A 22,699-nucleotide genomic window follows, 5' to 3' on the forward strand; every position below is an offset into this window, starting at 1 on the left:
CGTTCGCCAGCGAAGTCCTCCCCATGCTGCAAAAGCGCGGCCTGTTCCGCAAGGAAGACGACAGCCGCATGCTGCGCGGGCATTGCGGGCTCGGGGAGCTGGCAGGGGCGGCGAGTGGGAGAAGGCGTTGGCTGTCTGAGGCAAAGCCGACCTATCGTGGCGCGGCCATGGCAACACAGGCCTCATGAAACGCCACGATGGCCTTCGTGCAAGCCTGGGGCTCCGCCTGAAAAATGAAATGCGGCCCGGCAATGCTTTCAATGCGCGCATTGCCGGATATGGATGCCACAAGGCCCGCCGCATTGGCTGGCATCAGCCTGTCGTGGCTGGCTCGCAGATAAAGCAAGGGCTGCCGCACACGAACGCCCTGCGCCAGCAGATCAACCTCCAGAGCCTGCCGGACGCGGCCCGCCCAAACCACCGGAGCAACCGTCTGCAGGGCCTGCTTGAGCAAGGCGCGCCCGGACGCTGTCGCATGGCCATTGCTCAGCACTCCATCGAGCAGCCACATCGGAGCGCATGCCGCCGGGACCCATGCCAATAGCCCAGACAGGCTAGAAAGGACTGACTTCAAGGGCAAATCCAGGCGTGCGAACGAGGCTCCCAGAATGACGCCCCGAACCCGCGTGAGGTGCTCCGCCGCCAGGCGCAACGCCAACGGTCCCGAGAACGATTCGCCGATCAGCAAAAACGGCCCGGCGGGCAGACGGGCTCGCACATGGCCCAGCAGTTCGTCATAGGAAAGCGGCTCATCCGTCGGATAGGTGATGACCTGCACCTGAAAGAACGTGGACAGAACCTGCGCGAACTCCGCCAGCAGCAAGCCTGTGCCGTCCAGACCAGGCAGGATCACCAGTCTGGGCAAATCTTGGCCCTGGCCATGGCTCTGCCCCTTGTTCTCACCCGCTCCAGCACTCACTCCCCTCATCGGACATCGCTCCCTCAAAGGCCCAACCATAGCCGAAGCACGCCCTTGATTGGCGCCCGCATGTGCGGCAGCCCCGGACCTGCTCCAGGCTATCCGCCCTCCCCCGTTGTGGCAGGATCACCAGCACCAGAATTACCGAGGGATATCCCATGCTGATCAACTGCGTCGCCTACGAAAACGGGGCCAAGCTGGCGGACATTCCCGTCGCCGACATCAGCAACTACATAGAGCGGCCCGGCTGCTTCGTCTGGGTGGCGCTGGCGGACGCCACGCCGGCCGAGCTGGAGGAGATGCGCCAAGAGTTCGGCCTGCACGCCCTGGCCGTGGAGGATGCGCTGCACGGCCACCAGCGGCCCAAGCTGGAGGAGTACGGCAGCTCGCTGTTTGCCGTGATGCACCTGCTGGAGCCCGAGCCCGAGCGGCCCGGGCACTTCAACCACGGCGAGGTCGATGTGTTCGTGGGCTCCAACTACGTGCTGTCGGTGCGCAACCGCAGCAAGCGCGGTTTCCTGGGCGTGCGCGAGCGCTGCGAGAGCGAGCCCGAGCTGCTGCGCCACGGCTCGGGCTTTGTGCTGTATGCGCTGATGGATGCGGTGGTGGACCGCTACTTTCCCATCATCGACGCGCTGGAGGTGGAGCTCGAGCAGATCGAGCAGCAGATCTTCACCAAGGGCGCGGCGCGCGACAACATCAAGCAGCTGTATGAACTCAAGGGCCGCGCCATGGACCTCAAGCACGCCGTGGCCCCCCTGCTGGAAGCCGTGGGCAAGCTCAACGGCGGGCGCGTCCCCCAGATCTGCGTGGGCTCCAGGGACTACTTCCGCGATGTGATGGATCACCTGGGCCGCATCAACGCCCAGATCGACACCATGCGCGACACCGTGGGCACGGCCATCCAGGTGAACCTGTCCATGGTGTCCATCGAGGAAAACGAAGTCACCAAGCGGCTGGCAGCCTGGGCCAGTATCTTCGCCATCTGCACGGCCTTCTTCGGCGTCTGGGGAATGAACTTCGAGAACATGCCCGAACTGAAGTGGCAATACGGCTATCCGGCCGCACTGCTGTTCGTGCTGGGTGTTTGCGGCCTGCTCTACTACAAGTTCCGCAAGGCGGGGTGGCTGTAGGCGGCGGGAAGGCGAGCGGTGCCAGGGTATTCACCCAGCCGCACCGTCACAGCCGCGTCACACATCCACGCCACCATCCCAGGCGCCAACTCCTGGACGCCCGGATTCCCCACCATGTACGACGAACTTCTGCCTGACCACCATGATTCGCTGATGCAGCGCATCGAACGCGATCTGCTCGACAGCTACGACGAAGAACTGGAGATGGAGATAGACGACGCCCGCCTGAGCAGCGGTGGCGACGATCTGGACGGTGCCGACTCCGTGAGCCGCCAGACCTACTTTCGCGAACTGCTGCGCCTGCAGGGCGAGCTGGTCAAGCTGCAGGACTGGGTGCAGCACCACAGGAAAAAGGTGGTCATCCTCTTCGAGGGCCGCGATGCGGCCGGCAAGGGCGGCGTGATCAAGCGCATCACCCAGCGCCTGAACCCTCGCGTGTGCCGCGTGGCCGCCCTGCCCGCGCCCAATGACCGCGAGCGCACGCAGTGGTATTTCCAGCGCTATGTCTCCCACCTGCCTGCGGGCGGCGAGATCGTTCTCTTTGACCGCAGCTGGTACAACCGCGCGGGCGTGGAACGCGTGATGGGCTTTTGCTCCGACGAGGAGTACGAGGAGTTCTTCCGCTCCGTGCCCGAGTTCGAGAAGATGCTGGTGCGCTCGGGCATCACGCTGGTGAAGTACTGGTTCTCCATCACCGACGACGAGCAGCACCTGCGCTTTCTCGGCCGCGTGCACGACCCGCTCAAGCAGTGGAAGCTCAGTCCCATGGACTTCGAGAGCCGCCGCCGCTGGGAGGACTACACCAAGGCCAAGGAAGCCATGCTGGAGCGCACCCACATCGCCGAGGCGCCCTGGTGGCTGGTGCAGGCCGTGGACAAGAAGAAGGCCCGGCTCAACTGCATCTCCCACCTGCTGACCCAGCTGCCCTACGAAGAGATAGAGCACCCGGCCATCGTGCTGCCAGAGCGCACGCGCAATCCCGAATACACACGCAACCCCGTTCCCCAGCACATGTACGTTCCGGACAAGTACTGACACCCCCTGAGGCGCTTCGCGCCTTCCCCCTCTCTACCCGCTTTGCGGGGGAGGGGGACGACACCCTCGGTGCGGGGGCGGCCCTTCCTTGGTGTCTCTGGCTTCAGCAAGTGCCCATTTCATGCGCACGGCCGACTTTCAGACCTTATGCGCCTCGCCGTCCTCCACGGATGCCTCGGACGCCTCAGGCGTCTCTGGCGCTGGCTCTGCCTCGGCGACTGCAGCCGCCTGCGGCGCCTCGACAACCTCGGCCGCACGCTTGCGCCGGTCCTGCTCCAGCAGCGCGGTCAGCGCCGCGTGGATGCGCTCCAGCGTGCCGCCCGGGTTGACCCACCAGTCCGTGGACCAGATGCGCAGAATCTGCCAGCCCAGGCCGCGCAGCACCTGCTCGCGCAGCTTGTCGCGGTCGCGCGCCGTGGCCGAGCGGTGGTAGGTGGCGCCGTCGCACTCCACGCCCGCCAGGTAGCTGCCCGCATGGTCCGGGTGCACCACGCCCAGGTCCACGCGGAATGAGGATGCGCCGATCTGCGTGTGCACGCGCCAGCCCTTGCGCTCCAGCGCCTGGGCCACGCTGGCCTCGAACGGGCTGTCGAAATCGCCCTGGCTGCCATGGTGCGACTCGGCCAGCGCGCGCGGGCCGCGCTCGGCAAATTCCAGGAAGTGCTTGAGATCGCGCACGCCCGCCGCCTGGGTGCGCGACAGGTCCATCTGCTCGCCACGCAGGCTGGAGAAGATGCGAAGCTCCTGCCGCGCGCGCGTCACCGCCACGTTCAGCCGCCGCTCGCCGCCGTCGCGGTTGAGCGGGCCGAAGTTCATGGACACGGCGCCCGAGATATCGGGCCCGTAGGTGATGGAAAAGTACATGATGTCCCGCTCGTCGCCCTGCACGCTTTCCAGGTTCTTGACGAAGACGGGCTCCAGCAGCGCATCGGAGAAAAACGGCTCCAGCCCCGGGTCCTTGCGGCGCTCCTCGTCCAGCAAATCCTCGATCAGGCTTTGCTGCTCGGAGTTGAAGGTGACCACGCCGATGGTGGCACCCGACTGCGCAAACCCCGGCGACTTCAGGCGCGCCACCAGGTCGGCCACCAGGGCCTTGGCCTCGGGCTGGTTGATGCGGGCGCCACCCTTCTCATAGCGGCCCTGCACGGCGTGGAAGCTGACGGCGCGGTCATCGGTGACGGGCGAGGGAAAGGTCACCAGCCCGCCGCCGTAGTAGCGGTGGTTGCTGAAGGCGATCAGGCTTTCATGGCGCGAGCGGTAGTGCCACGACAGGTTGCGCGTGGGCAGGCTGGCGCCCAGGCATTCGTCCAGGATGCTTTCCATGTCGCCTTCCACGCCCTGCGTGTCCTCGTCGAAGGTGTCGGAGGTGTCGGCACGGCCGAAGAAGCTGGTGGGCGGCAGCTGTTTGGGATCGCCCACCATGACCACCTGCCTGGCACGCGCCATGGCGCCGATGGCGTCCCAGACGGGGATCTGCGAGGCCTCGTCGAAGATGACGATGTCGAAGTTGCTGGTCTCGGCGCTCAGGTACTGGGCAATGGACAGCGGACTCATCAGCAGGCAGGGCGTCAGGCGCAGCACGGCCGAGGGGATCTGCTCCAGCAGTTGGCGCAGCGGCAGGTGCTGGCGCTTCTTGGTGATCTCGCGCCGCAGGATGCCCCACTCGCTGTTGCGCTGGATGCTGTCGGCCGACGGCAGGCCCGCGCACAGCCGCGCACGTATCCACTGGCGCGTGACCGAGGTGAATTCATCGTCCAGCGCGCGGAAGTCGGCAATGCGCCGCTCATGCTCGGCAGAGACGAAGCGCTTGAGCACCTCGTCCTCGTCCACGGCCAGCGCCAGCCACCAGCGCGCGTAGTTGACCTCGAAGGCCTTGGGTGCCTGAGCCGGTTCCAGGCTGCCGGACTCGATGGCGTCGGCCAGCGCACCCAGCCCGCCCGCGCGGGCCGCGGCCTGGGCATTGCGCCAGGCGCACCAGGCATGCAGGCCGCCCTGCCCGGCCAGCACGCCGCCCGCCGTGGCCGCCAGCTGCTCGGCCGTGCGCTGGGCCAGGGCACGCTGCTGCGGCTCGCCATGGGCTGCCGCCGCGCTGAAGGGGTCTATGGCCGCGTGCAGGCCAGCCAGGCTGTCCAGCAACTGCTGGCAGGCCATGCCGATCGCGGCGCCCTCGCCCAGCTCGGCGCTGCGCAAGGCCAGCACCTGGTGCAGGGCCTGGCGTGCCTGGGCCAGCTCGGCCTCCTGCCAGCCCAGCCCGGTCAGCCCTGCCTGCAGCGATCCCTGCAGGCGCAGCGCATGCTCCACGGCTTGCGGGCGCGTGTCCAGGCCGTCCCAGACGCCGGGGCAGCGCAAGCGCAGCTCGTCCAGCGCCAGCAGCTGTTCCTCGATGGCGCTGCGGGCCGCCAGCTGCGCATGGGCCTGCTGCAGCGCCGCGCCACAGCGGCCCTGGGCCACGGCGGCGTGCGATGCCATCAGGCCGCCGCGCCGCGTCAGTTGCAGGCGCTCGCGCTCGAAGGCCAGCGCGTCCTGCAAGGCCTGGGCATCGGTTTCCAGGCCGCGCCACAGGCCGTGGCTGGCATCGGCCAGCGGCAGGTAGCCATCGAGCTGGCGGTCGATCTGGTACAGGGCCTGCAGGCGCTGCACTTCGGCCGCCCAGCGCTCACCGCCATGGCCTTCGGCCACGGCCTCCAGTCCATCGAGCGAGAAGGATTTCTGCGCACGCGCGGCCAGCAGGGCCGCATTGGCCTTCAAGGCGCTGCGCGCATGGTCGGTGCGCGTGCGGTGTCCGGCCCACAGGCCGTCGGCTGCGGCGCCCGGCTGGATCTGGTCCAGTTCCTCGCGCAGGCCCCGGATGCGCACCAGGGCGGCCAGGTCATCGGCCACGCGCGGCTCGCCCGCGCCTTCGATGGTGGCCTCCAGCGCCGCGCGCACCTTGCGCCGGCCCAGCCAGGACAGCGGCCACAAGGACTTGCCGGCCCTGGCCCATTCGCGCTGCAGCTGCGAGACATTGAGCTGGCCCACGCCCGGGCCGTACTTGACGGACAGGCCCTGGCGCAGCGCCGCGATCTCGTCGATGCACTGCAGGCCGCGCTCCAGCTCATCGCCCAGGGCCACGGGCCAGGGGGTGCCCAGCCCGGACTGCAGGCGCCGGCGCTGCGCCAGCAGGTCCAGCGCCTGGGCCAGGCGCGTCTGCAGCTCGGCCGGCCAGGGCGCCGGAATCTGTGCGGACAGATCACCGTGCTGCGCCAGCAGCTGCAGGCCCGATTGCAGGGATTCGCCAATGCGCGAGCCCTCAGGCAGCACGCAGAAAGCCAGGTTGCGGCCTGCGGCCGCAGGCAGCGCGCGCGCGATCACGCCCAGCGCCGAGCGCGCCTGGCGCCCCAGCGCCGGCCACTCCATGCGCAGCAGCCGGCCCAGCTGCTGCGCCGCCTCGGCAAAGCCCTGGCCTGCATCGTGCAGCGCCTGGGCGGCATCCACCATCTGCTGCTGCCAGCGCACGGACCAGTCGCTGGCCTGCACCGTGGCCAGGGGCCCGTCCTTCAGATGCTGCGCGCCCACGGCCTGGGCATTGGCCTGCAGGCGGCCCGCAGTCTCGCGCAAAAGTGCCAGGCCCGCTTCGTCATGGGCCTGGGGCGTGTGCCAGTGAAATCCCAGGCGCGGCAGCTCCTGGCCACCGGCCACGGCGCCAATGGCGCGGTAGATGGTCCAGCCGTTGGCGTGGCGCCGGTGCAGGCGCTCCACATAGGCCGACAGCTGCTCGCGCAGGCGGCCGAGCTGGCTGGCCTTGGCGGCCCAGGCCTCGGCATCCACCTGGCCATGCGAGTCCCAGGATTTCTGCAGCTGGCCCAGCACATCGAGCTTGCGGCTCTTGTTGGAGTGCAGCTCCAGACAGAACTCGCCCAGGCCCACTTCGCGCAGGCGGCGGTAGACCACGTCCAGCGCGGCGATTTTCTCGGCCACGAAGAGCACGCGCTTGTCCTCGGCCAGGCACTGCGCGATCAGGTTGGCAATGGTCTGGCTCTTGCCCGTGCCCGGCGGGCCGATGAGCACGAAGTCCTTGCCGCGCGCAGCGGCCATCACGGCCGACAGCTGCGATGAATCGGCCGGCAGCGGGCTGAAGACCTGCTGCGGCGCGAACTCCTGGTCCAGCCGCCGCGTGTCGGGAAAGGCGATCTCCGAGCGATAGGGCTCGCGCGGCGTGTCGATCAGGTGGGCGACCACGGGCGAGCTGCGCAGTTGGTCGGCGCGCTCGGCCAGGTCCTTCCACATCAGGTACTTGGCGAAGGAGAACATGGACAGCACCACGTCCTCGCTGACCTCCCAGCCGCGCACGTCCTTGATCGCCTCGCGCACGCGGGCCCAGATGCCGGTGATGTCCAGCCCGGCCTCGTCGCGCGGCAGGTCGCCTGCGGGCACGCCCAGCTCCAGCTGGAAGTCCTGGCGCAGCATCTCGACCAGCGTGGGGTTGAAGCGCGGCTCGTCCTCATGCGCCTGCAGCGTGAAGCCCGAGCGCGCGCTCTTGCGCTCCAGCGTGACGGGCAGCAGGATCAGCGGCGCGCGCACGCGCACATCGGGCTTGTCGGGCCGGCTCCAGACCAGAAAGCCCAGGGCCACGAACAAGGTGTTGGCGCCGCCTTCCTGCAGCGCGTTGCGCGCGCCGCGAAACAGCTCCACAAAGCGGCTGTCCAGCTCCAGCGGCTCCAGGTCGATGAAGACCTCGCGCCGCTGCAGCGCCTCTTCGGCGTGCGCGCCGCGCAGGTCTTCCAGGCTGCGCGCCTCGTGCAATGGCTGGCTGCGCGGGTCCTTGCCCTGCATGAGCTCGGGGCTGGGCAGCAGCTTGAGCACCTGGCCCCGGGCCAGCGTGTCCTCCAGCGCGGGCGCGGCCACCTGCAGCAGCAGCGATTTCTTGCCGGGCTTGAAGTTGAGCAGGGCATTGCGCAGCGACAGGTCCAGCAGCCGGCGCTGCCAGCGCGCCAGCCTGTCCTTGGGATCGAGCTGGGAGGTGGGCACTTCGCGTGTCTGCGCCTGCGCCAGGAGTTCGGGCGGCGGCTCCACGGTGAGTCGGGGCTCGGCCTGGCCTTCGCCGGCCTCGGGCGCGGCGTCCTGGGGCTGGGCCAGCGCCAGCGGGCGGATGCGCTGCATGCGCGCGCGCCGCACGTCCACCAGCAGCTCGAACTGGTCCTCATGCTCTTCGGCCAGTTGGCGCGCCCCCTGGGCAATGGCCTGGCTGAAGGCCACGGCCTGGCCTTGCGCGGCCAGCGTGGTCTCGAAGACCACCAGCTCCTGCAGCTTGAGCCGCTTGCGCACGGCCGTGATGTCATCGACCACGGCGGTCGAGAATTCCTGCCTGCCCAGCCACAGGCCCACGAAGGCATGGCCGCGCGTGAAAACCAGCAGCGGGTTCAGGTGCGCCTGCTCCAGGCAGGAGGCGAACAGCAGCGTCAGGTCCAGGCAGGTGGCCAGGCCCGCATCCAGTACCTGGGACGCGCCGCGTATCTTCTGGCCCGCATGCTCGAAGCTGGCCGGCGGCAGCGCGTAGTTGAGTTTCTTCTGGAGCACGGAAGTCCAGATGGCCGAGGCCAGTTCCCAGGCCCGCTGCGGCCCCTGTTCATAGCCGTTGATGGCGCCGGACTTGCCCGCCGCCTCCAGCGCCTGCGCCGCGCCCTTGAGGATGCGGTCCACGGCCGGATCGTTGGGTTGCACGAAGGCCGTCACCATCTCGGGCAAATGCCCCAGGCCGCCCCACTGGTTGCGTGCCAGCAGTTCCAGCGGGTGTTCGTGCCGGGCCAGCACCGTCTCTGCCGGCTGGCCGCTGCGCAGCTCCAGCCGCAGCACGGCAGGCTCGGCCTCGGTCAGGCGCGAGAGCAAGGCGCCGTCCAGCGCCACATCCAGGTCGGTCAGCGCATAGGTGCTGTGCGCGGCCACCGACTCCAGGCGCCAGGTGCGCGGCTTGATGAAGGCAGGCTCCGAGGCCAGGTGCAGGCTCAGGGCCTGCAGCGGCAGCTCGCCCTCGTTGACGATGGCCAGCTCCAGCAGCGCGGGCACGGCGTTCTGGAAGTCGGCGAGATTGAGCTTGGCGACGGTGCCGATGCGCAGCTGCGTGGCCGTCTGCGGCGCCTGGGCGGCGGCGGCATCTGCGGGGGAATCTCGGCGGGGGTCTTCTGTCATGCGCGGTAGTCCTTGGCTGGCCAGCAGGCGGCGGGAACTGTCGAAATCCCGTCATATTCCTGGCCCGACGATTGTCCGCTGCGAATGGGGCGCCGTGTCCGAGATGGGAGGTTTTCAGGGGTCACTGTTTGCAAAAAATGAGAGCACGGATGAAGGCGCCGGCCATCGGCGCGCCCGGCTCCAGTACGATGCCGGCCAGCCATGCGCAACATCCCGCCCCTTCACCTCATCGCCGCCTTCGATGCCGTGGCGCGAAGCCAGAGCTTCAAGCAGGCGGCCGAAGAACTGAACCTTTCGGACAGCGCCGTCAGCCACCGCATCCGCGAATTGGAAAAGCTGCTGGGCACCCCGCTGTTCCACCGCACCACGCGCGTGGTCACGCTCAGCGCCGAGGGGGCCTGGCTGCACCAGCAGACCCGCGCCCCGCTGCAGGCGCTGGAGACCACCTTCGGCAGCCTGGTGCAGGGGCGCGACGTGGTGCGCATCAGCGCCCTGCCCTCGTTCGCACGGCTGCGGCTGGTGCCGTCGCTCACGGCCTTTCAGCGCAGCCACCCGGAGGTGTCCATCGCCATCGATCCGACCACGCGCACCGTCAACCTCCAGCAGGGCGAGGCGGACATCGCCATCCGCTTTGCACACCAGGCGCCTCAGGCACCTCTGGCATTCCACTGCGAACGCCTGCTGGACGACGAATGGTTTGCCGTGGCCGCGCCACGCTACCTGGAGCAGTTCGAGGGCCTGGATCTGGCGGGGCTGTTCCGGCGGGCCAACCTGCTCTCGCACAGCCGCCAACCCTGGGAGCCCTGGCTGCAGGCCGCGGGCCTGCGCATCTCGGCAGCCCAGCGCCAGCTCAGCTACTCGGACACGGGCTTCATGCTGGACGCGGCGCTGAACCTGCAAGGCATTGCGCTGGGCCGCCGCTCCCTGGTCCAGCGCCTGCTGGCCGAGCGCAGCCTGGTGCGCGTCTCGGACACGGCCATCCCCTGCAGCCAGAGCTATTTCCTGCTGGCTTCCGAGCGCGCCATGGTCTCGCGTCATGGCGCAGCCGTCATGGACTGGATTCGTGCGGTGGCGGCCGAGGCCGGATAGCCGGGCGCCGCCACCCGCCACCCGCGCTCACGCTTCACACGTTCGCACGCTCACGCCCTCACATCCTCAGCGCGCCATGGTCAGCGCAATGCCCAGCAGCACGCCCGCCATGGCTGCCGCCTTGGGCCGTAGATGGCGTTCGGCAAAGAACCGTGCCGACAGCGCAAACACCATGACCAGATTGGCGCGGCGCAGCACCGAGATCACGGCAATCTGCGCGCCCTCCATCTGCACGGCGGCCAGGTAGATGGACTCGGCCAGCACATAGGCCAGCGCAATGGCGGGCACGGCCCAGTTGCGCCCCAGCAGGCTGCGCAGCTCCAGCCCGCGCCAGATCCAGGGCAACAGCAGCAAGGCCAGGGCGCCGCGCTGCAGCGCAGACCAGGCCTGGACGGCAACCAGGTCCATGCGCAGCGTGGCCAGAATGTGCTTGTCGTACAGGGCATTGGCCGAGGACAGCAGCGTGGCCGCCAGCATGCACAGCACCCAGAGATTGCGGCCAAAGCCTATGCCCTCCTTCCGGCCGACCAGGGAGAACAGGTAGTACGAGGCCATGGACACCGCCAGACCCAGCCATTGCCACCAGCCCAGGTGCTCGGACAGCAGGAGCACTGCGCCCAGCGCCGTCCACAGCGGCCCGCTGGCACGCACGCCCGCAGAGATGGACAGCGGCAAGGCCTTCACCGAGTAGTACGACAGCACCCAGGTGGCCACCATCATCAGCGACTTGGGCAGCAGCAGCATCTGCTGGCGCAGGTCCAGCACGGCGGACGAGGAATCGCCCATCGCCACGAAAGGCAGCCACAGCAGCGCGCCCAGCGCCGAGCACCAGAACACCACCTCCAGCACGGACTTTTCCCCCAGCGCCAGCTTGGTCAGAAAGTCATATGCCCCCAACACCAGGCCGGCCAGCAGCCCCAACACCATCCAGTCCATATCCGCCTGCACTCCTGCATTGACAAGGGTGCAAGCGTAGGAGCGATGGCTGCAGGCATTGCTGAGACCTGTGCGGCGATTGCGCAATCGCGCTCATGAATGCGCGGGCATCACTGCGCGCCGGCCACCGCAGCCTGGCGCGCACCGGGCTGCTTGAACAGCTTGAAGTACGGCGTGTTCGACGGATTCACCGGGATGTCGAACTTGCGCACCATGGCATAGGTCTGGATCTGGTCGTGCAGCGGCAGGTAGATCAGCTCCTTTTGCACCGTGCTCCAGATGGAGTGGATGGTGGCATCGCGCTTGCGCGCATCGCCCTCGGAGGCCAGGGAGACGATCTGGCTGTCCAGCTCGGCATTGCTGTAGCGCGTGGCATTGGTGTTGCCCCGGCCGTTCTTGCCGCGCGTGTGCACCAGGTAGTCGAAGACATAGGCCGAGTCATAGGTGGGCACGCCCCAGCCGTAGAGGTAGAAATCCGTTTCCTGGTTGTTGATGGCCGCCGTCTGGATGGCCAGCGGCCGGGACGACACGGCGGTCTTCACGCCGATGCGGCCCAGAAAGCCGGCGATGGCCTGGCAGATGGCCTCGTCGTTCAGGTAGCGGTCGTTCGTGCAATGCAGGGTGATGCCGAAGCCGTTGGGATAGCCGGCCTCGGCCAGCAGCTTCCTGGCCTGGGTCAAGTCGGCCTTGCCCACGGCACCAAAGGATTTCTCGTAGCCGTGCACAAAGGGCGGCGCAATGATGTTGGTGGGCACGGACAGGCCGCGCATCACGGCGCGCTGTATGGCCTGCCGGTCGATGGCCAGCTGGAAGGCCTGGCGCACGCGCAGGTCGGCCAGCGGGTTCTTGTCCTTCACATCGGAATGCGACAGCGGGGCGGCGCCCACGTTCAGGCCCAGGAAGATGGTGCGGTTCTCGGCGGCCTGGTTGATGCGAAAGCGCGGGTCGGCGCTCAGGCGCGCAATGTCCTGGATGGGCAGGTCCTGCACGAAGTCCACCTCGCCCGACAGCAGCGCCGCCACGCGCGTGGCCTGGGACTTGATGGGCAGGTAGACCAGTTCGTCGATCTCCAGCGGGAACAGCCCCTTGCCCCAGTAGCCGGGAAACTGCCGCAGCACGGTGCGCGTGTCCTGCTCGCGCGAGGCGATGACGTAGGGCCCCGTGCCGTTGGCGTTGCGCGTGGCGTAGTTCTCTTCCTTGGCCAGCGCGTTCTGCGGCTGCTCGGCACCATGGGCCTTGGCCCAGGCGGCGCTCAGGATCTGGATGTTGATGAGGCTGGCCGGCAGCAGCGGGTTGGGCCCGTTGGTCCTGATGTGCACGGTGAAGGCATCGACCTTGGTCACGTCGGTGATCGAGGTCAGCAGCGAGCGCATGTCCGAGGTGGCCGAGCGCGCGCGGCGCAGCGAGAACAGCACGTCGTCGGCCGTGAACAGGCTGCCGTCATGGAACTTCACGCCCTTGCGCAGCTTGAACTCCCAGACCGAGGGGTCGGCAGTCAGCGCCCAGGACGTGGCCAGGGTGGGCAGCAGCTTGCCATCGGCCGTGCGGATGATCAGCGGCTCGTAGATCTGGTGCAGCAGGTTGTGGTTGGGGCCGTTGTTCAGCGCATGCGGGTCCAGCATGGATGCGTCGGTGGAGCGCGCCCAGCGCAGGGTTTCGGCCTGGGCGGGCGGTGCGCACAGCAGGGCTGCGGCCAGGGCGGGAAGCAGTGCGGAAGTTCGCAGGGTGCGCAAGTGGGTGCGCAGCAGGGAAAGGCGAGGCAGGAAGCGTCTTTGGGTCATGAAGTGTCCTGGCAGCCGGAACAAGATCGCAGGAAGGCGGCGGCGGGTGCCGCGCCGGCTGCACCAGACGGCCGATTGTGTGGAGCCACCAGCCCGCCGCAAAGCCCGATTGCGCCTATGCAAATGCGCTGCGCGCAGATGCAAAGCGCTGCGACAGCAGGGCGTACAGCGCGCGCAGGCCCTGGGCCTCACCGCCCCTGGGCCGGCCGGGGCGCTCCTCCAGATTCCAGGCGAACAGGTCCAGGTGCAGCCAGGGCAGCTCGGGCGGCACAAAGCTCTCCAGGAACAGCGCGGCCGTGATGGCGCCGCCCTGCGGCGTGCTGGCGGCGTTGAGCAGGTCGGCCTGGTCGGAGCGGAGCATGCGGCGGTACGGGGCCCACAGGGGCAGGCGCCACAGCGGGTCGGCCTGCGCGCGGCCCTGGGTCAGCAGGGCCTCAGCCCAGCCGTCATGGTTGCTGAACAGCGCGGGCAGGTCCGGCCCCAGCGCCGTGCGCGCAGCGCCCGTGAGCGTGGCCAGGTCGATCAGCAGCGCGGGAGGCGTGGGCGCGCTGCGAATGGCGTGGTGCAGCGCATCGGCCAGCAGGAGCCGGCCTTCGGCATCGGTGTTCTCGATCTCCACGCGCCGGCCGTCACCGGCCTCGATGATGTCGCCGGGCCGCAGCGCACCGGCACCCACGGCGTTCTCCACCGCAGGCACCAGCAGCTTCAGATGGATGGGCAGGCCCGCCTGCATCAGCAGATCGGCCAGGGCCAGGGCGTGCGCGGCGCCGCCCATGTCCTTCTTCATCCAGCGCATGCCTGCGGCGGGCTTGAGGTCCAGCCCGCCGGAGTCGAAGCACACGCCCTTGCCGATGAGCACCACATGGGGCAGCGCGGCATCGCCCCAGGTCAGCTCGGCCACGCGCGGCGCCTGGGCCGCCGTCTGGGCAGCCTGGCCCACGGCATGCACCAGGGCAAAGCCTGCGGCAGGCAGTTCGTCGCCCACCCATTGCCGGTAACGCGCGCCATGGCGCGCGGCCAGGTCGGCCACGGCCTGGGCCAGCTGTTCGGGCCCCAGCTGGTTGGCAGGCAGGTTGACCAGCCGCCGCACCTCGCCAATGGCGGCGGCCATTGGCGCGACGGCGGCCTGCTCATCGGGGCTTGCCACCAACCGAGCGAGTGATAGAGCGAGTGATGGAGCGGTTACCGCATCCGACTGCCGCGCCTGGCGGGTCGATGGCAACGCGCCAAGTGCCCAGCCCAGCAGCAGATGCGGCCTCTGAGCCTCATCCGTATCGGCGAGCGCATAGGTGCCTGGCGGCAGCGCCGCCGGCAGGCCGGCCAGCTGCCACAGCGGCTGATCCGGGTCCACGCCGACCAGCACGCCAGCGAGGGCAGTGCCATCGCCCTGCCCTTCCCTCTGCACTTCAGCCTGCATGCCGGGCAACAGCAGGATGCGGCCCGGCTGCGCATCAAAGCCTGCGGCGCGCGCCCATCGGGCCTGGGCCGAGGGCAGTTGCTCCAGCACGGCCGCCAGCGTGACGGGCGTTGCGCGGTGCAACGCCGTGGCGGGTTGGGGGGAAGTGGCGAATGCGCCGGATTGGGAAGGGGAGCTTGTGGCAGGGCTGGACATGGTGCTGGCAAAGCGCGCCAGCCTAAGGGCCGACTCCGCTTGGCGCAAACACGCCTGCCGCATATGCAAAGCAGAAATGATTGGTGGACGTCTACGTGCAGGCGGGCCGCAGCCGCTCAGTCCAGAAAGCGCGCGGCCACCTGCGGATCGGGCACCATGCACTGCGCGCTGCGGCCAAACCAGCGGTAGCGGTTGCGAGCCAGCCAGCGGTACAGCCCATCGCGCAGGGGGCGGGGAATCAGCCACGCCGCCCATGCCAGCCGCCAGGGCCAGCCCAGGCCATGGAGCACGCGCAGGATGGCGTCCGTGTGCTGCCAGGAACGGTCCCCATCCACCAGCAGCAGCGTCTGCAGACCTTCGACCCGCAGGCCTGCATCGGCCAGCATCCTGCCGCCGGCCTCGCCCTGGATGGAGGCAAAGCGGAACCTGCCGCGCCTGTCGTGCCTCAGCAGAAACTGCACCCAGCCATTGCACAGCAGGCATTGGCCGTCGAACACCACAATCATGATTCGCCCTCCTTGGGCACTGAAGTGTCTTGCCGCACCGTGGGCAATTGCAGATGCCCGCTGTAGCTGGCGACCACGCCCACCCAGGGCACGGCTGCCTCGATGTGGAAATGCAGGCGATCCCCCTCGCCGCGCTCCTCGGCCACGATGCGCGGCTCCAGCCAGGCCGGGCAGGCCATGCCCAGAAAGCGCAACTTGCGCAGGCGCATCACCAGCCGATTGCCATCGGCCTCCAACCCGAAGCTCAGCCGCGCTGCGCCCAGGGATTCGATGATCTGCCCGTCCTGCAGGCGCAGGCTGGAACGCATGGTCTGCGCGGGAAAGTGGCGGGTCCAGACCTCACGCTGGGGCTGGGCATGCAGCGCGAAGCGGATGGGCCCCTCGCTGGCGCGCAGCGGCGTGCCCAGACACAGCGCCAGCAGCCGGGCCGCCAGGGACTGCGGCGCCTGGGTGCGGACCCAGCCATGGAGCTCATGGCGGCCCGTCAGGCGGTGGAAGGCCTGCACGGCGGGGTCCAGCCGGGCAAAGCGCTCGCCCATGGCCTGCTCGTACATGGACAGCCTCCGGCTCATGGATGGATCTCCCTCATGCGGATGTCCAGGCCACGGGCCTCCTGCTCGAAATCCTCCAGGGTCAGCAGGCCCATGCAGGGCATGGCGCCCACGGCGGGCAGTTGGCCTGCCGCCAGCTTCCGCGCCAGGGCCGAGGCGGCCAGCGTGGGCACATAGGGGCCGTCGCCCGACCCGGCGACCAGCACCCAGAGGCGCTCCTGCACGAAGCCCTGTGCGTCCCGCCCACGCACGCACACATGCATGGCACCCGCATCGCTGCCCCAGTCCTTGAAGCAGTCCGCCGCGCGCTTGAGCCACGCGGCGTGCACCGACCAGTCGCGCACCAGGCCCAGGCGCGCCAGCCAGGCCATGGCATTCATGCCCCTGTGCAGAAATGCCAACTCCAGCCCCGCGCCAAAACGCACGCCAGGCTTGCCCGCATACCGGGGTGCCAGCAGTACCAGATCAGGCACATCGCAGGGCGACAGCAGCCGCGCCCCCACAGGCTCGGGATAGCGGTGGCGCCAGCTGCCCGACCAGCCGAACACCGGCTGCGGGCCAGCGGACGCGAGGCGCTTGCCGCAGTAGCTCAGGATGCCGGCCACCGTGGACAGGCCGCGCTCCGTGCGGTTGCCGGGGCTGATGCCTATGTCGATGGAATCCACGCAGGCCATGCCGCCTGCCAGCCGATCGGCCACCGCCGTGGACAGTGCGGGGACGGAACTGGCCCCGCTGGTCAGCAGCACGCCCCGGGCCAGCGCAGCGGCTTGCAGGGCGGTGATGCCGCCGACGAAGTCGCGGCCATCGGCCAGGTCCACGTAGTGCACGCCCGCATGGGCGCAGGCCTGTGCCACGCGATGGTCCTGCCCCTGGAAAGGGCCTGAGGTATGGATGAGGAGATGGATGCCATGCTCCTGGAGCCGGGCCTGCAGCCCCGGGTCCATGGCGTCCACCGCCACGGCGGACAGCCCGGCATGGGCATCAGGCAAAAGCGCATCGACCAAGGCCTGTGCCTTGGCGCCCGAGCGGCCCACCACCACGATGTGCAGCGCCTTCTGCCGTGCCAGCCGGCGCACCAGCCGGCTGCCGAAAAAGCCATATCCCCCGACAACCATCACCCTGAATTCGTGCATGCGCCAGTGTAGGGCCGACCGGTCGCCAGGACGGCGGTGGCAGCATTTCCCTCCAAGGTGTTTCATCAGGAAAATATATGGTTAGCCACAATACAATATGCCGGCACCACACCTGGCGCACAGCGCCTCAACCCCAGGAAACACCATGTCCCACTATCTGGTCGAGCTCTATTCCCCCAACCCCGCCTGGCTGGCCCTGCCCGCCGCGCAGCGCCAGCAGTTTCTGGAGGGGGTTGCCAGAGCCATGGGCGGGCTGGCTGCCATGGGCGTGCAGGTGCTGGCCCTGGCCGAGACCGAGCGCGGCCTGGACCAGGCCAGCCCGCACCGCTTCCTTGGCATCTGGCGCTTTCCCGATACCGCCGCGCGCGATGCCCTGCTGGCGGGTATCAAGGCCAGCGGCTGGTACGGCTACTTCGACCATGTGAACGCGGCCAGCGGCACGGGTGGCCTGGAAAGCCATCTGAAGGCGCTGGCCGAGGCCTGAGGCGGACGAGCCATGGGTGCTGTATGGGTGATGCCGCGCCGGCCCTACGGCTGAATCGGACACCCCAGACGCTTGAGCGTCTCGTCGATCCATGGCGCGCTGTAAGTACCGGCAGCGATGTCGGCCACCATCCTGGCCTCAACGACCTGCTTTCCGTGTGCTGCATCCAGCAAGGCCTGCGCCTGCGCATACGGTACGCACAGCAAGCCATCGTCGTCGCCAATCATGAGGTCACCGGGCTCGATCACCATGCCATCGATGGCGATAGGCACATTGATTTCGCCCGGGCCGTCCTTGTAGGGTCCGCGGTGCGTGACGCCCGCGGCGAATACCGGGAAGCTGCCAGCACGAATCCATGCCGCGTCCCGGATCGCGCCGTTGATCACGATGCCGCCCAGCTGGCGACGCATGGCGTCTCCGACCATGATTTCTCCGATGAGTGCGTTGGTGAGGTCGCCACCCGCATCCACCACGATCACATCACCTGGGCTGGCCAGTTGAAGTGCCTTGTGGAGCATGAGGTTGTCGCCCGGGCGTGTCTTGATGGTCAACGCGGGGCCGGCCATGCGCCCGCCGCCGTGCATGGGGCGCAACCGCGCGCCGCCCGCCGTCATGCGGGCCATGCAGTCGCTGACGTTGGCAACAGGCACCTCGAGATAGCGCCTGGCAATATCGAGGCTGACAGCGCGTTGCCGCTTCAGAATTTGAAGACCGATCATGGTGTGGTTCTCAGAGTGGATGGAATGAAAGCCGTGCCGCTCAATCGAGCGTGGTGCCAGAGCTCTTGACGATGGGTGCCAGGCGTGCGCGGTCGCTGGCGTAGAGCCTGGCCATGTCCTGCGGTGTGCCGGTGATGAGTTCGGCACCTGAGTCGGCGATCTTCCTGGCCGTGTCGGGTGCGTTCACCACCTTGTTGATGGCTTCGTTGAGCTGCTTGACGATGGCGTCGGAGGTGCCGGCCGGGGCCATCACGCCCCACACGCTGGCCAGCTCCACGCCCTTGATGCCGGATTCGGTGTAGGTCGGCACGTTGGGCAGCAGCTTGGAGCGGCTCGCGGTGGTCACGCCGATGGCGCGCACCTTGCCCGACTGGATGTGCGACAGCAGCGTGGGGACGGAGCCCATGTACATGTCGATGCGCCCGCCCAGCAGGTCGGGCATGGCCTGCGCCATGCCGCGAAACGGCACGTGGGTGAACTTCACATTCGAGCTTTTCTGCCAGGCCTCGCTGATGAGGTGCGAAATGGTGCCGGTGCCCGGCGTGGCAAAGCTCAGGCGCCCGGGGTCCTTCTTCGCCGCCTGGACGATGTCGTCCAGGGACTTGTACGGCGAATCGGCATTCACCACGAGCACGGCCGGGCCGGCTGCGACCAGGGCCACGGCGCGCAGGTCCTTGTCGGGGTTGTAGGTGAGCTTGGAGTACAGCAGCGGGTTGAGAACCACGTTGTCGGTCTGCGCCATCACCAGGGTCAGGCCGTCGGCGGGGGCCTTGGCCACCTGGTCCAGGGCCAGGTTGCCACCGGCACCGGGCTTGTTCTCCACCACGATGGCCCACCCATGGGCCTCGGTGAGCTTGGTGCCGACCAGCCGCGTGAGGTTGTCGGTGCCGCCACCGGCCGGAAAGGGCACGATGAACCTGATGGGCCGCTGCGGATAGGTGCCCTGGGCATGGGCCGGGGCCATGGCGGCAGCGGTCAGTGCCAGCAGGCTGGCGAGGGCCAGGCGGCGTCGGGTCGAGGTCGTCATTGCGGATGTCTCCTTTGGTGGTGTCGGTTGGCGCAGGGGTACGTTGATCAGGCTTGGCTGGCGAGCACGTGGCTGCCCAGCCAATCGATGGCCTCGTCGGTAGAGGTGCCGGTGAACGGCTGGGCCGCATGCGCCCGGGCCGTAGCGGCGAACAGCGCCTCGACAGCGGGCAAGGCGATGGGCGCCAGGCCGTTGCGGGCCATCTGCTGCCGGGCCTCGGCCACCTCGTTGCGGCGGCGCGCGGAATGCGGGATGTGCGTGCGCACCATGGACTCCATCAGCGTGCGCAGCGGTGTCTCGTCGATGTCCTGCAGCACGGCATGCAGCTGCTCGCGCAGGCCCATCTGCTGGGCCGTCACCAGGCACTCCACGGCCAGCGCTTCGGCCCCCTTGGTGTAGATGCTGCGCAGGAGCTTGAGCGCGGCAGCATCGCCCGGCTGTCCGCCCACCACGCGAACCGAGCCGCCAAGGGGCAAGAACAATTCCTGTACAAAACCGGCCTTGCCACCGGCCACGAGCAGCGGCGTCTTGCTGCCGCCCAGGTTGACCGCGCCGGTGATGGCCACGTCCACGAAGTGCACCGCCCTGCCCTGGGCGACGCGCCGGGCCAGCTCGCCGCATTCGCGCATCTCCTGCGGGTCGGCCGTGGTCATGTCCACATAGACCACGCCATCGCGCAGATCGCGCAGATCACGCAGATGGGGCAGGCAGGCCTCGAACAGGCTGCGCGCCACGGTGCCGAACACGGCGCTCACCACCACGTCGGCCTCGGCCAGCCAGGCACCGGGCGCGGTATGCACCTGCGCACCAGCGGCCTGCACGGCGTCGGCCACCGCAGCGTTGGGCTGCAGGTCGCACAGGCCCACCAGGCTGTGTCCCTGCTCCACAAAGGCCTGCATGTAGCAGGCGCCGACCATTCCACCACCCAGTATCGCGAACTTCATAAAAGTACAAATTTAAAACATTGAGCGCAGTCTATGAAGTGCATCTCCGATCCATTCATAGAGATTTCCCGTAGAACTGCGGATATTTGTACTTGTTTTGTATTTTTTCGGATGAAGCGCAGCGCAGCCAGCTCCTCCGTCGTCACCTAGAATCGGCGCACCATCCCCACCCACCTGGTGCAAACACAGTGCAAAACGTGAAAGACAAGGCGTACGAGGTTCTGCGGCAGCGGCTCATCGGCGGCCACTACCGACCCGGCGAACAGCTCAAGGAGGAGCCCATTGCCCGCGACCTGGGACTGAGCCGCACGCCGGTGCGCAATGCGCTGCACCGCCTGGTGGAAGATGGCCTGGCCACCGATGGCGCGGGCCAGGGTATCCGCGTGTCGGAGTGGAGCGATTGGGATGTGGAGGAGACCTTCCAGCTGCGCATGCTGCTGGAGCCGTACGCCTCATTCCTCGCGGCCACGCGCGGCGGCGAGGGGCTGGCCGATGAGCTGGAGGCCAGCAACCAGCGCATGGAGGCCGGCATTGCCGCTGGCCACGACGGCATTGGCGAGGTGCAGTCAGCCAACCGGGATTTTCACCACGCGCTGATCGAGGCATCGGGCTCGCCGCGCCTCAAGACCATGCTGGCGACGATGATCGACATGCCGATCATCAAGCGGTCGTTCTACATCTACACGCCCGAAGAGCTGGTGCAAAGCCTGCACCACCACTGCGATCTGGTGATCGCCGTACGCGCCAGGGATGGAGAGCTGGCACGCCAGGTGATGCAGCTGCACCTGCGCATGTCCTACCACCGGTTCATGAAGCACCGGGGGGAATACCGCGCGGATGCATGAACAGTGTCATGACCGGGGCTGAACCCTTTGCGCTGACTGCACCCGGTACAGCCACGGCAGCCAGACAAAGGCGATGAGGACCAGCACAACGCCTGCCAGCGCCATGGGCAGCACCATCGGCCAGGCACCGTGGCGCATCGTCGGATCGACAAATTGCGCCGCCAGCTGGCCGGCGCAGAAGGCCACGCACATGATCGCGAAGCCCGAACACGACACGGCCCGCCCGGCCAGCTGCGGCGGCAGGCCACCCACCGCGCCCGCTTGGCCACAAGGCTGGTGCAGGCCATGGCCCAGCGCATACACCGCGTGCCCCAGCAGCAGTGGAAAGGGCGAGGCCGGCGCCAGCATGCAGCCGGCGATCTGGATGCACGGCCCCAGCAGACTGAGCGAAGCGCCCAGCTGCACCGTGCGCACCGGCCCGTGGCGCGACAGCAGGCGCCGGCACCATGTGATGCCCAGGATGTAGACCAGCGAGCCGCCCGCTGGAATCCAGCCGTAGAGCACGGGCGACAGGCCGAACAGGTCGACGTACACCATCGGCGACAGCAGCAAAAAGCAGAAGATGCCGCCGTAGGTGGCTGCGGCCAGTGCCGTCCAGGCGCAAAAGCCGGGGTCGGCGATCACCTGGCGCACACCGCCAGCGGATACGGATACGGATACGGATACGGATACGGATACGGATACGGATACGGATGCGAGGACCGGAGCAGACTCCGCCGGCGCTTGCCGCGTCTCGCTGAAAGTGCGCCAGCACAGTGCCAGCAAAGCCAGCGAGTAGACGCCCATCGCCACCAGCACCCAGCGCCAGCCGGTGGCCTGGACTCCCCATGCACCGGCAATCGGCGCCACCAGGGCCACCAGCCCCAGGCCCATCAGGCCGCGGGCCATGATGCGCGGCCCTTCATGGGCCGGATACCACTCGCGCACCGCAGCCCGTGCGCACACCAGGATGGCCGCCATGGCCGCGCCCTGCACGGCGCGCCAGGCCACCAGTGCGTCCGCGCTGCCCGCCAGCGCACAGCCTGCCGCCGCTGCCGTGTAGCAGGCCAAACCCGTCAGCAGCACGGGCCGGCGCCCGAAGCGGTCGGCCAGCGGCCCGCACACCAGCTGGGCGACACCGAAGGCCAGCATGAACACGGTCAGGCTGCTGCTGGCCGAGCCCAGGTCGCGCGCGATCTCGGGCAACGCCGGCAGATAGCCATCGGTGGCGACCGGCTGCGCGGCCAGCAGCAGCGGCAGCAGCAGGAGGAAGGAAACGGAGCGGCGCGGGCCGGGATCGGCGAAGTTCATCTCAATGAAGCCTGGTCACGGCATGCAGCGCGTCGAGCGAGGGAGTTCGAAGGACGATACATGGCCAGTTGCGCGCCATGCATCCTATGCGACGGCGGACAGCACGGCCTGCAGGCCCAGCAGATAGCTGTCCGCGCCGAAGCCGCAGATCTGGCCCCGGGCGATGTCGGCAAACACCGAGTGGTGGCGAAAGGGCTCGCGCGCGTGGATGTTGCTCATGTGGATCTCCACCAAGGGCACGGTGAGCATGGCCAGCGCGTCGCGGATGCCGTAGCTGTAGTGCGTCCAGGCGCCGGCGTTGATGAGCACGCCATCGACGCCGTCCCGAAAGCCCTGGTGGATGCGATCGCACATGGCGCCTTCGCAATTGGTCTGGAAGCTGTCCACCTCGCAGCCCAGCTGGCTGCCCAGGCTGCGCAGCGAGGCGTCGATCTCGGCCAGCGTGACCGTGCCGTATTGGGCGGGGTCGCGCTGGCCGAACATGTTGTGGTTGATGCCGTGCAGCATCAGGATCTTTTTCATGGAGGCTC

The 22,699-nt window shown here is 68.3% G+C and carries 18 protein-coding genes; 5 read left to right on the forward strand and 13 right to left on the reverse strand.

Going from position 1 to position 22,699, the window contains the following annotated elements; translation table 11 throughout:
* Positions 1 to 151: 151 nt before the first annotated feature.
* Complete coding sequence (locus tag BW39_RS08975) at positions 152 to 853, reverse strand: alpha/beta fold hydrolase (protein ID WP_161786981.1); 702 nt, start codon at positions 851 to 853, stop codon at positions 152 to 154.
* Between the two features lie 224 nt (positions 854 to 1,077).
* Between BW39_RS08975 and corA the strand changes: the two genes are divergently transcribed.
* Both corA and ppk2 read left to right on the forward strand, forming a co-directional pair.
* Positions 1,078 to 2,052, forward strand: a complete 975-nt coding sequence (corA, locus tag BW39_RS08980) for a magnesium/cobalt transporter CorA (RefSeq protein ID WP_012206223.1) — start codon at positions 1,078 to 1,080, stop codon at positions 2,050 to 2,052.
* 114 nt (positions 2,053 to 2,166) lie between these two features.
* Positions 2,167 to 3,087 (forward strand): polyphosphate kinase 2, encoded by a 921-nt coding sequence (ppk2, locus tag BW39_RS08985; protein WP_043821211.1) that lies wholly within the window; start codon positions 2,167 to 2,169, stop codon positions 3,085 to 3,087.
* Between the two features lie 138 nt (positions 3,088 to 3,225).
* On the opposite strand, the gene BW39_RS08990 is transcribed toward ppk2, so the two are convergent.
* The gene (locus BW39_RS08990) at positions 3,226 to 9,252 is read right to left on the reverse strand and encodes a DUF4011 domain-containing protein (RefSeq protein ID WP_043821213.1); all 6,027 of its coding nucleotides are present in this window, start codon (positions 9,250 to 9,252) and stop codon (positions 3,226 to 3,228) included.
* 201 nt (positions 9,253 to 9,453) lie between these two features.
* Here BW39_RS08990 and BW39_RS08995 point away from each other — a divergent pair, with 201 nt between their 5' ends.
* Positions 9,454 to 10,341 carry a LysR substrate-binding domain-containing protein gene (locus BW39_RS08995; protein ID WP_043821215.1) on the forward strand — a complete coding sequence of 296 codons (888 nt, stop codon included), beginning with the start codon at positions 9,454 to 9,456 and terminating at the stop codon, positions 10,339 to 10,341.
* A gap of 66 nt (positions 10,342 to 10,407) precedes the next feature.
* Here the strand turns inward: BW39_RS08995 and BW39_RS09000 are convergent, their stop codons facing one another.
* From BW39_RS09000 to BW39_RS09025, 6 genes are all read right to left on the reverse strand, one after another.
* Entirely contained in the window at positions 10,408 to 11,277 is an 870-nt protein-coding gene (locus tag BW39_RS09000) for a DMT family transporter (protein ID WP_043821216.1), read from the reverse strand.
* A 110-nt stretch (positions 11,278 to 11,387) separates the two neighbouring features.
* On the reverse strand, positions 11,388 to 13,058 hold the full coding sequence (locus BW39_RS09005; RefSeq protein WP_043821218.1) for an ABC transporter substrate-binding protein: 1,671 nt from the start codon (positions 13,056 to 13,058) through the stop codon (positions 11,388 to 11,390).
* A gap of 115 nt (positions 13,059 to 13,173) precedes the next feature.
* The gene (locus BW39_RS09010; RefSeq protein ID WP_235264181.1) at positions 13,174 to 14,598 is read right to left on the reverse strand and encodes a leucyl aminopeptidase family protein; all 1,425 of its coding nucleotides are present in this window, start codon (positions 14,596 to 14,598) and stop codon (positions 13,174 to 13,176) included.
* Positions 14,599 to 14,786: 188 nt separating this feature from the next.
* Entirely contained in the window at positions 14,787 to 15,176 is a 390-nt protein-coding gene (locus tag BW39_RS09015) for a thiol-disulfide oxidoreductase DCC family protein (protein WP_013801838.1), read from the reverse strand.
* Entirely contained in the window at positions 15,173 to 15,748 is a 576-nt protein-coding gene (locus BW39_RS09020) for a DUF4166 domain-containing protein (protein WP_043821221.1), read from the reverse strand. Before BW39_RS09020 ends, BW39_RS09015 begins: the two co-directional genes overlap by 4 nt.
* Positions 15,745 to 16,860 (reverse strand): saccharopine dehydrogenase family protein, encoded by a 1,116-nt coding sequence (locus BW39_RS09025; protein ID WP_013801836.1) that lies wholly within the window; start codon positions 16,858 to 16,860, stop codon positions 15,745 to 15,747. Before BW39_RS09025 ends, BW39_RS09020 begins: the two co-directional genes overlap by 4 nt.
* Positions 16,861 to 17,005: 145 nt before the next feature.
* Here BW39_RS09025 and BW39_RS09030 point away from each other — a divergent pair, with 145 nt between their 5' ends.
* On the forward strand, positions 17,006 to 17,344 hold the full coding sequence (locus tag BW39_RS09030; RefSeq protein ID WP_043821222.1) for a DUF6616 family protein: 339 nt from the start codon (positions 17,006 to 17,008) through the stop codon (positions 17,342 to 17,344).
* 44 nt (positions 17,345 to 17,388) lie between these two features.
* Here BW39_RS09030 and BW39_RS09035 read toward each other — a convergent pair whose 3' ends face one another.
* From BW39_RS09035 to BW39_RS09045, 3 genes are read right to left on the reverse strand one after another with little or no spacing between them, the layout of a single operon-like run.
* Positions 17,389 to 18,063 (reverse strand): RraA family protein, encoded by a 675-nt coding sequence (locus BW39_RS09035; protein ID WP_043821223.1) that lies wholly within the window; start codon positions 18,061 to 18,063, stop codon positions 17,389 to 17,391.
* 40 nt (positions 18,064 to 18,103) lie between these two features.
* Positions 18,104 to 19,090, reverse strand: a complete 987-nt coding sequence (locus BW39_RS09040) for a Bug family tripartite tricarboxylate transporter substrate binding protein (RefSeq protein ID WP_043821225.1) — start codon at positions 19,088 to 19,090, stop codon at positions 18,104 to 18,106.
* Between the two features lie 47 nt (positions 19,091 to 19,137).
* Positions 19,138 to 20,034 (reverse strand): NAD(P)-dependent oxidoreductase, encoded by an 897-nt coding sequence (locus BW39_RS09045; RefSeq protein WP_081816164.1) that lies wholly within the window; start codon positions 20,032 to 20,034, stop codon positions 19,138 to 19,140.
* Positions 20,035 to 20,222: 188 nt separating this feature from the next.
* On the opposite strand from BW39_RS09045, the gene BW39_RS09050 reads away from it, so the two are divergent.
* Complete coding sequence (locus BW39_RS09050) at positions 20,223 to 20,879, forward strand: GntR family transcriptional regulator (protein WP_043821229.1); 657 nt, start codon at positions 20,223 to 20,225, stop codon at positions 20,877 to 20,879.
* Positions 20,880 to 20,885: 6 nt separating this feature from the next.
* Here the strand turns inward: BW39_RS09050 and BW39_RS09055 are convergent, their stop codons facing one another.
* Both BW39_RS09055 and aroQ read right to left on the reverse strand, forming a co-directional pair.
* Entirely contained in the window at positions 20,886 to 22,169 is a 1,284-nt protein-coding gene (locus BW39_RS09055) for an MFS transporter (protein ID WP_043821230.1), read from the reverse strand.
* Positions 22,170 to 22,253: 84 nt separating this feature from the next.
* Positions 22,254 to 22,691: a type II 3-dehydroquinate dehydratase gene (gene aroQ / locus BW39_RS09060; RefSeq protein WP_043821232.1), complete on the reverse strand. Its 438-nt coding sequence runs from the start codon at positions 22,689 to 22,691 to the stop codon at positions 22,254 to 22,256.
* Positions 22,692 to 22,699 lie beyond the last annotated feature (8 nt).

It is taken from the genome of Delftia sp. RIT313 (assembly GCF_000632165.1).
In the GTDB taxonomy this organism is placed as follows: Bacteria; Pseudomonadota; Gammaproteobacteria; order Burkholderiales; family Burkholderiaceae_C; genus Comamonas; species Comamonas acidovorans.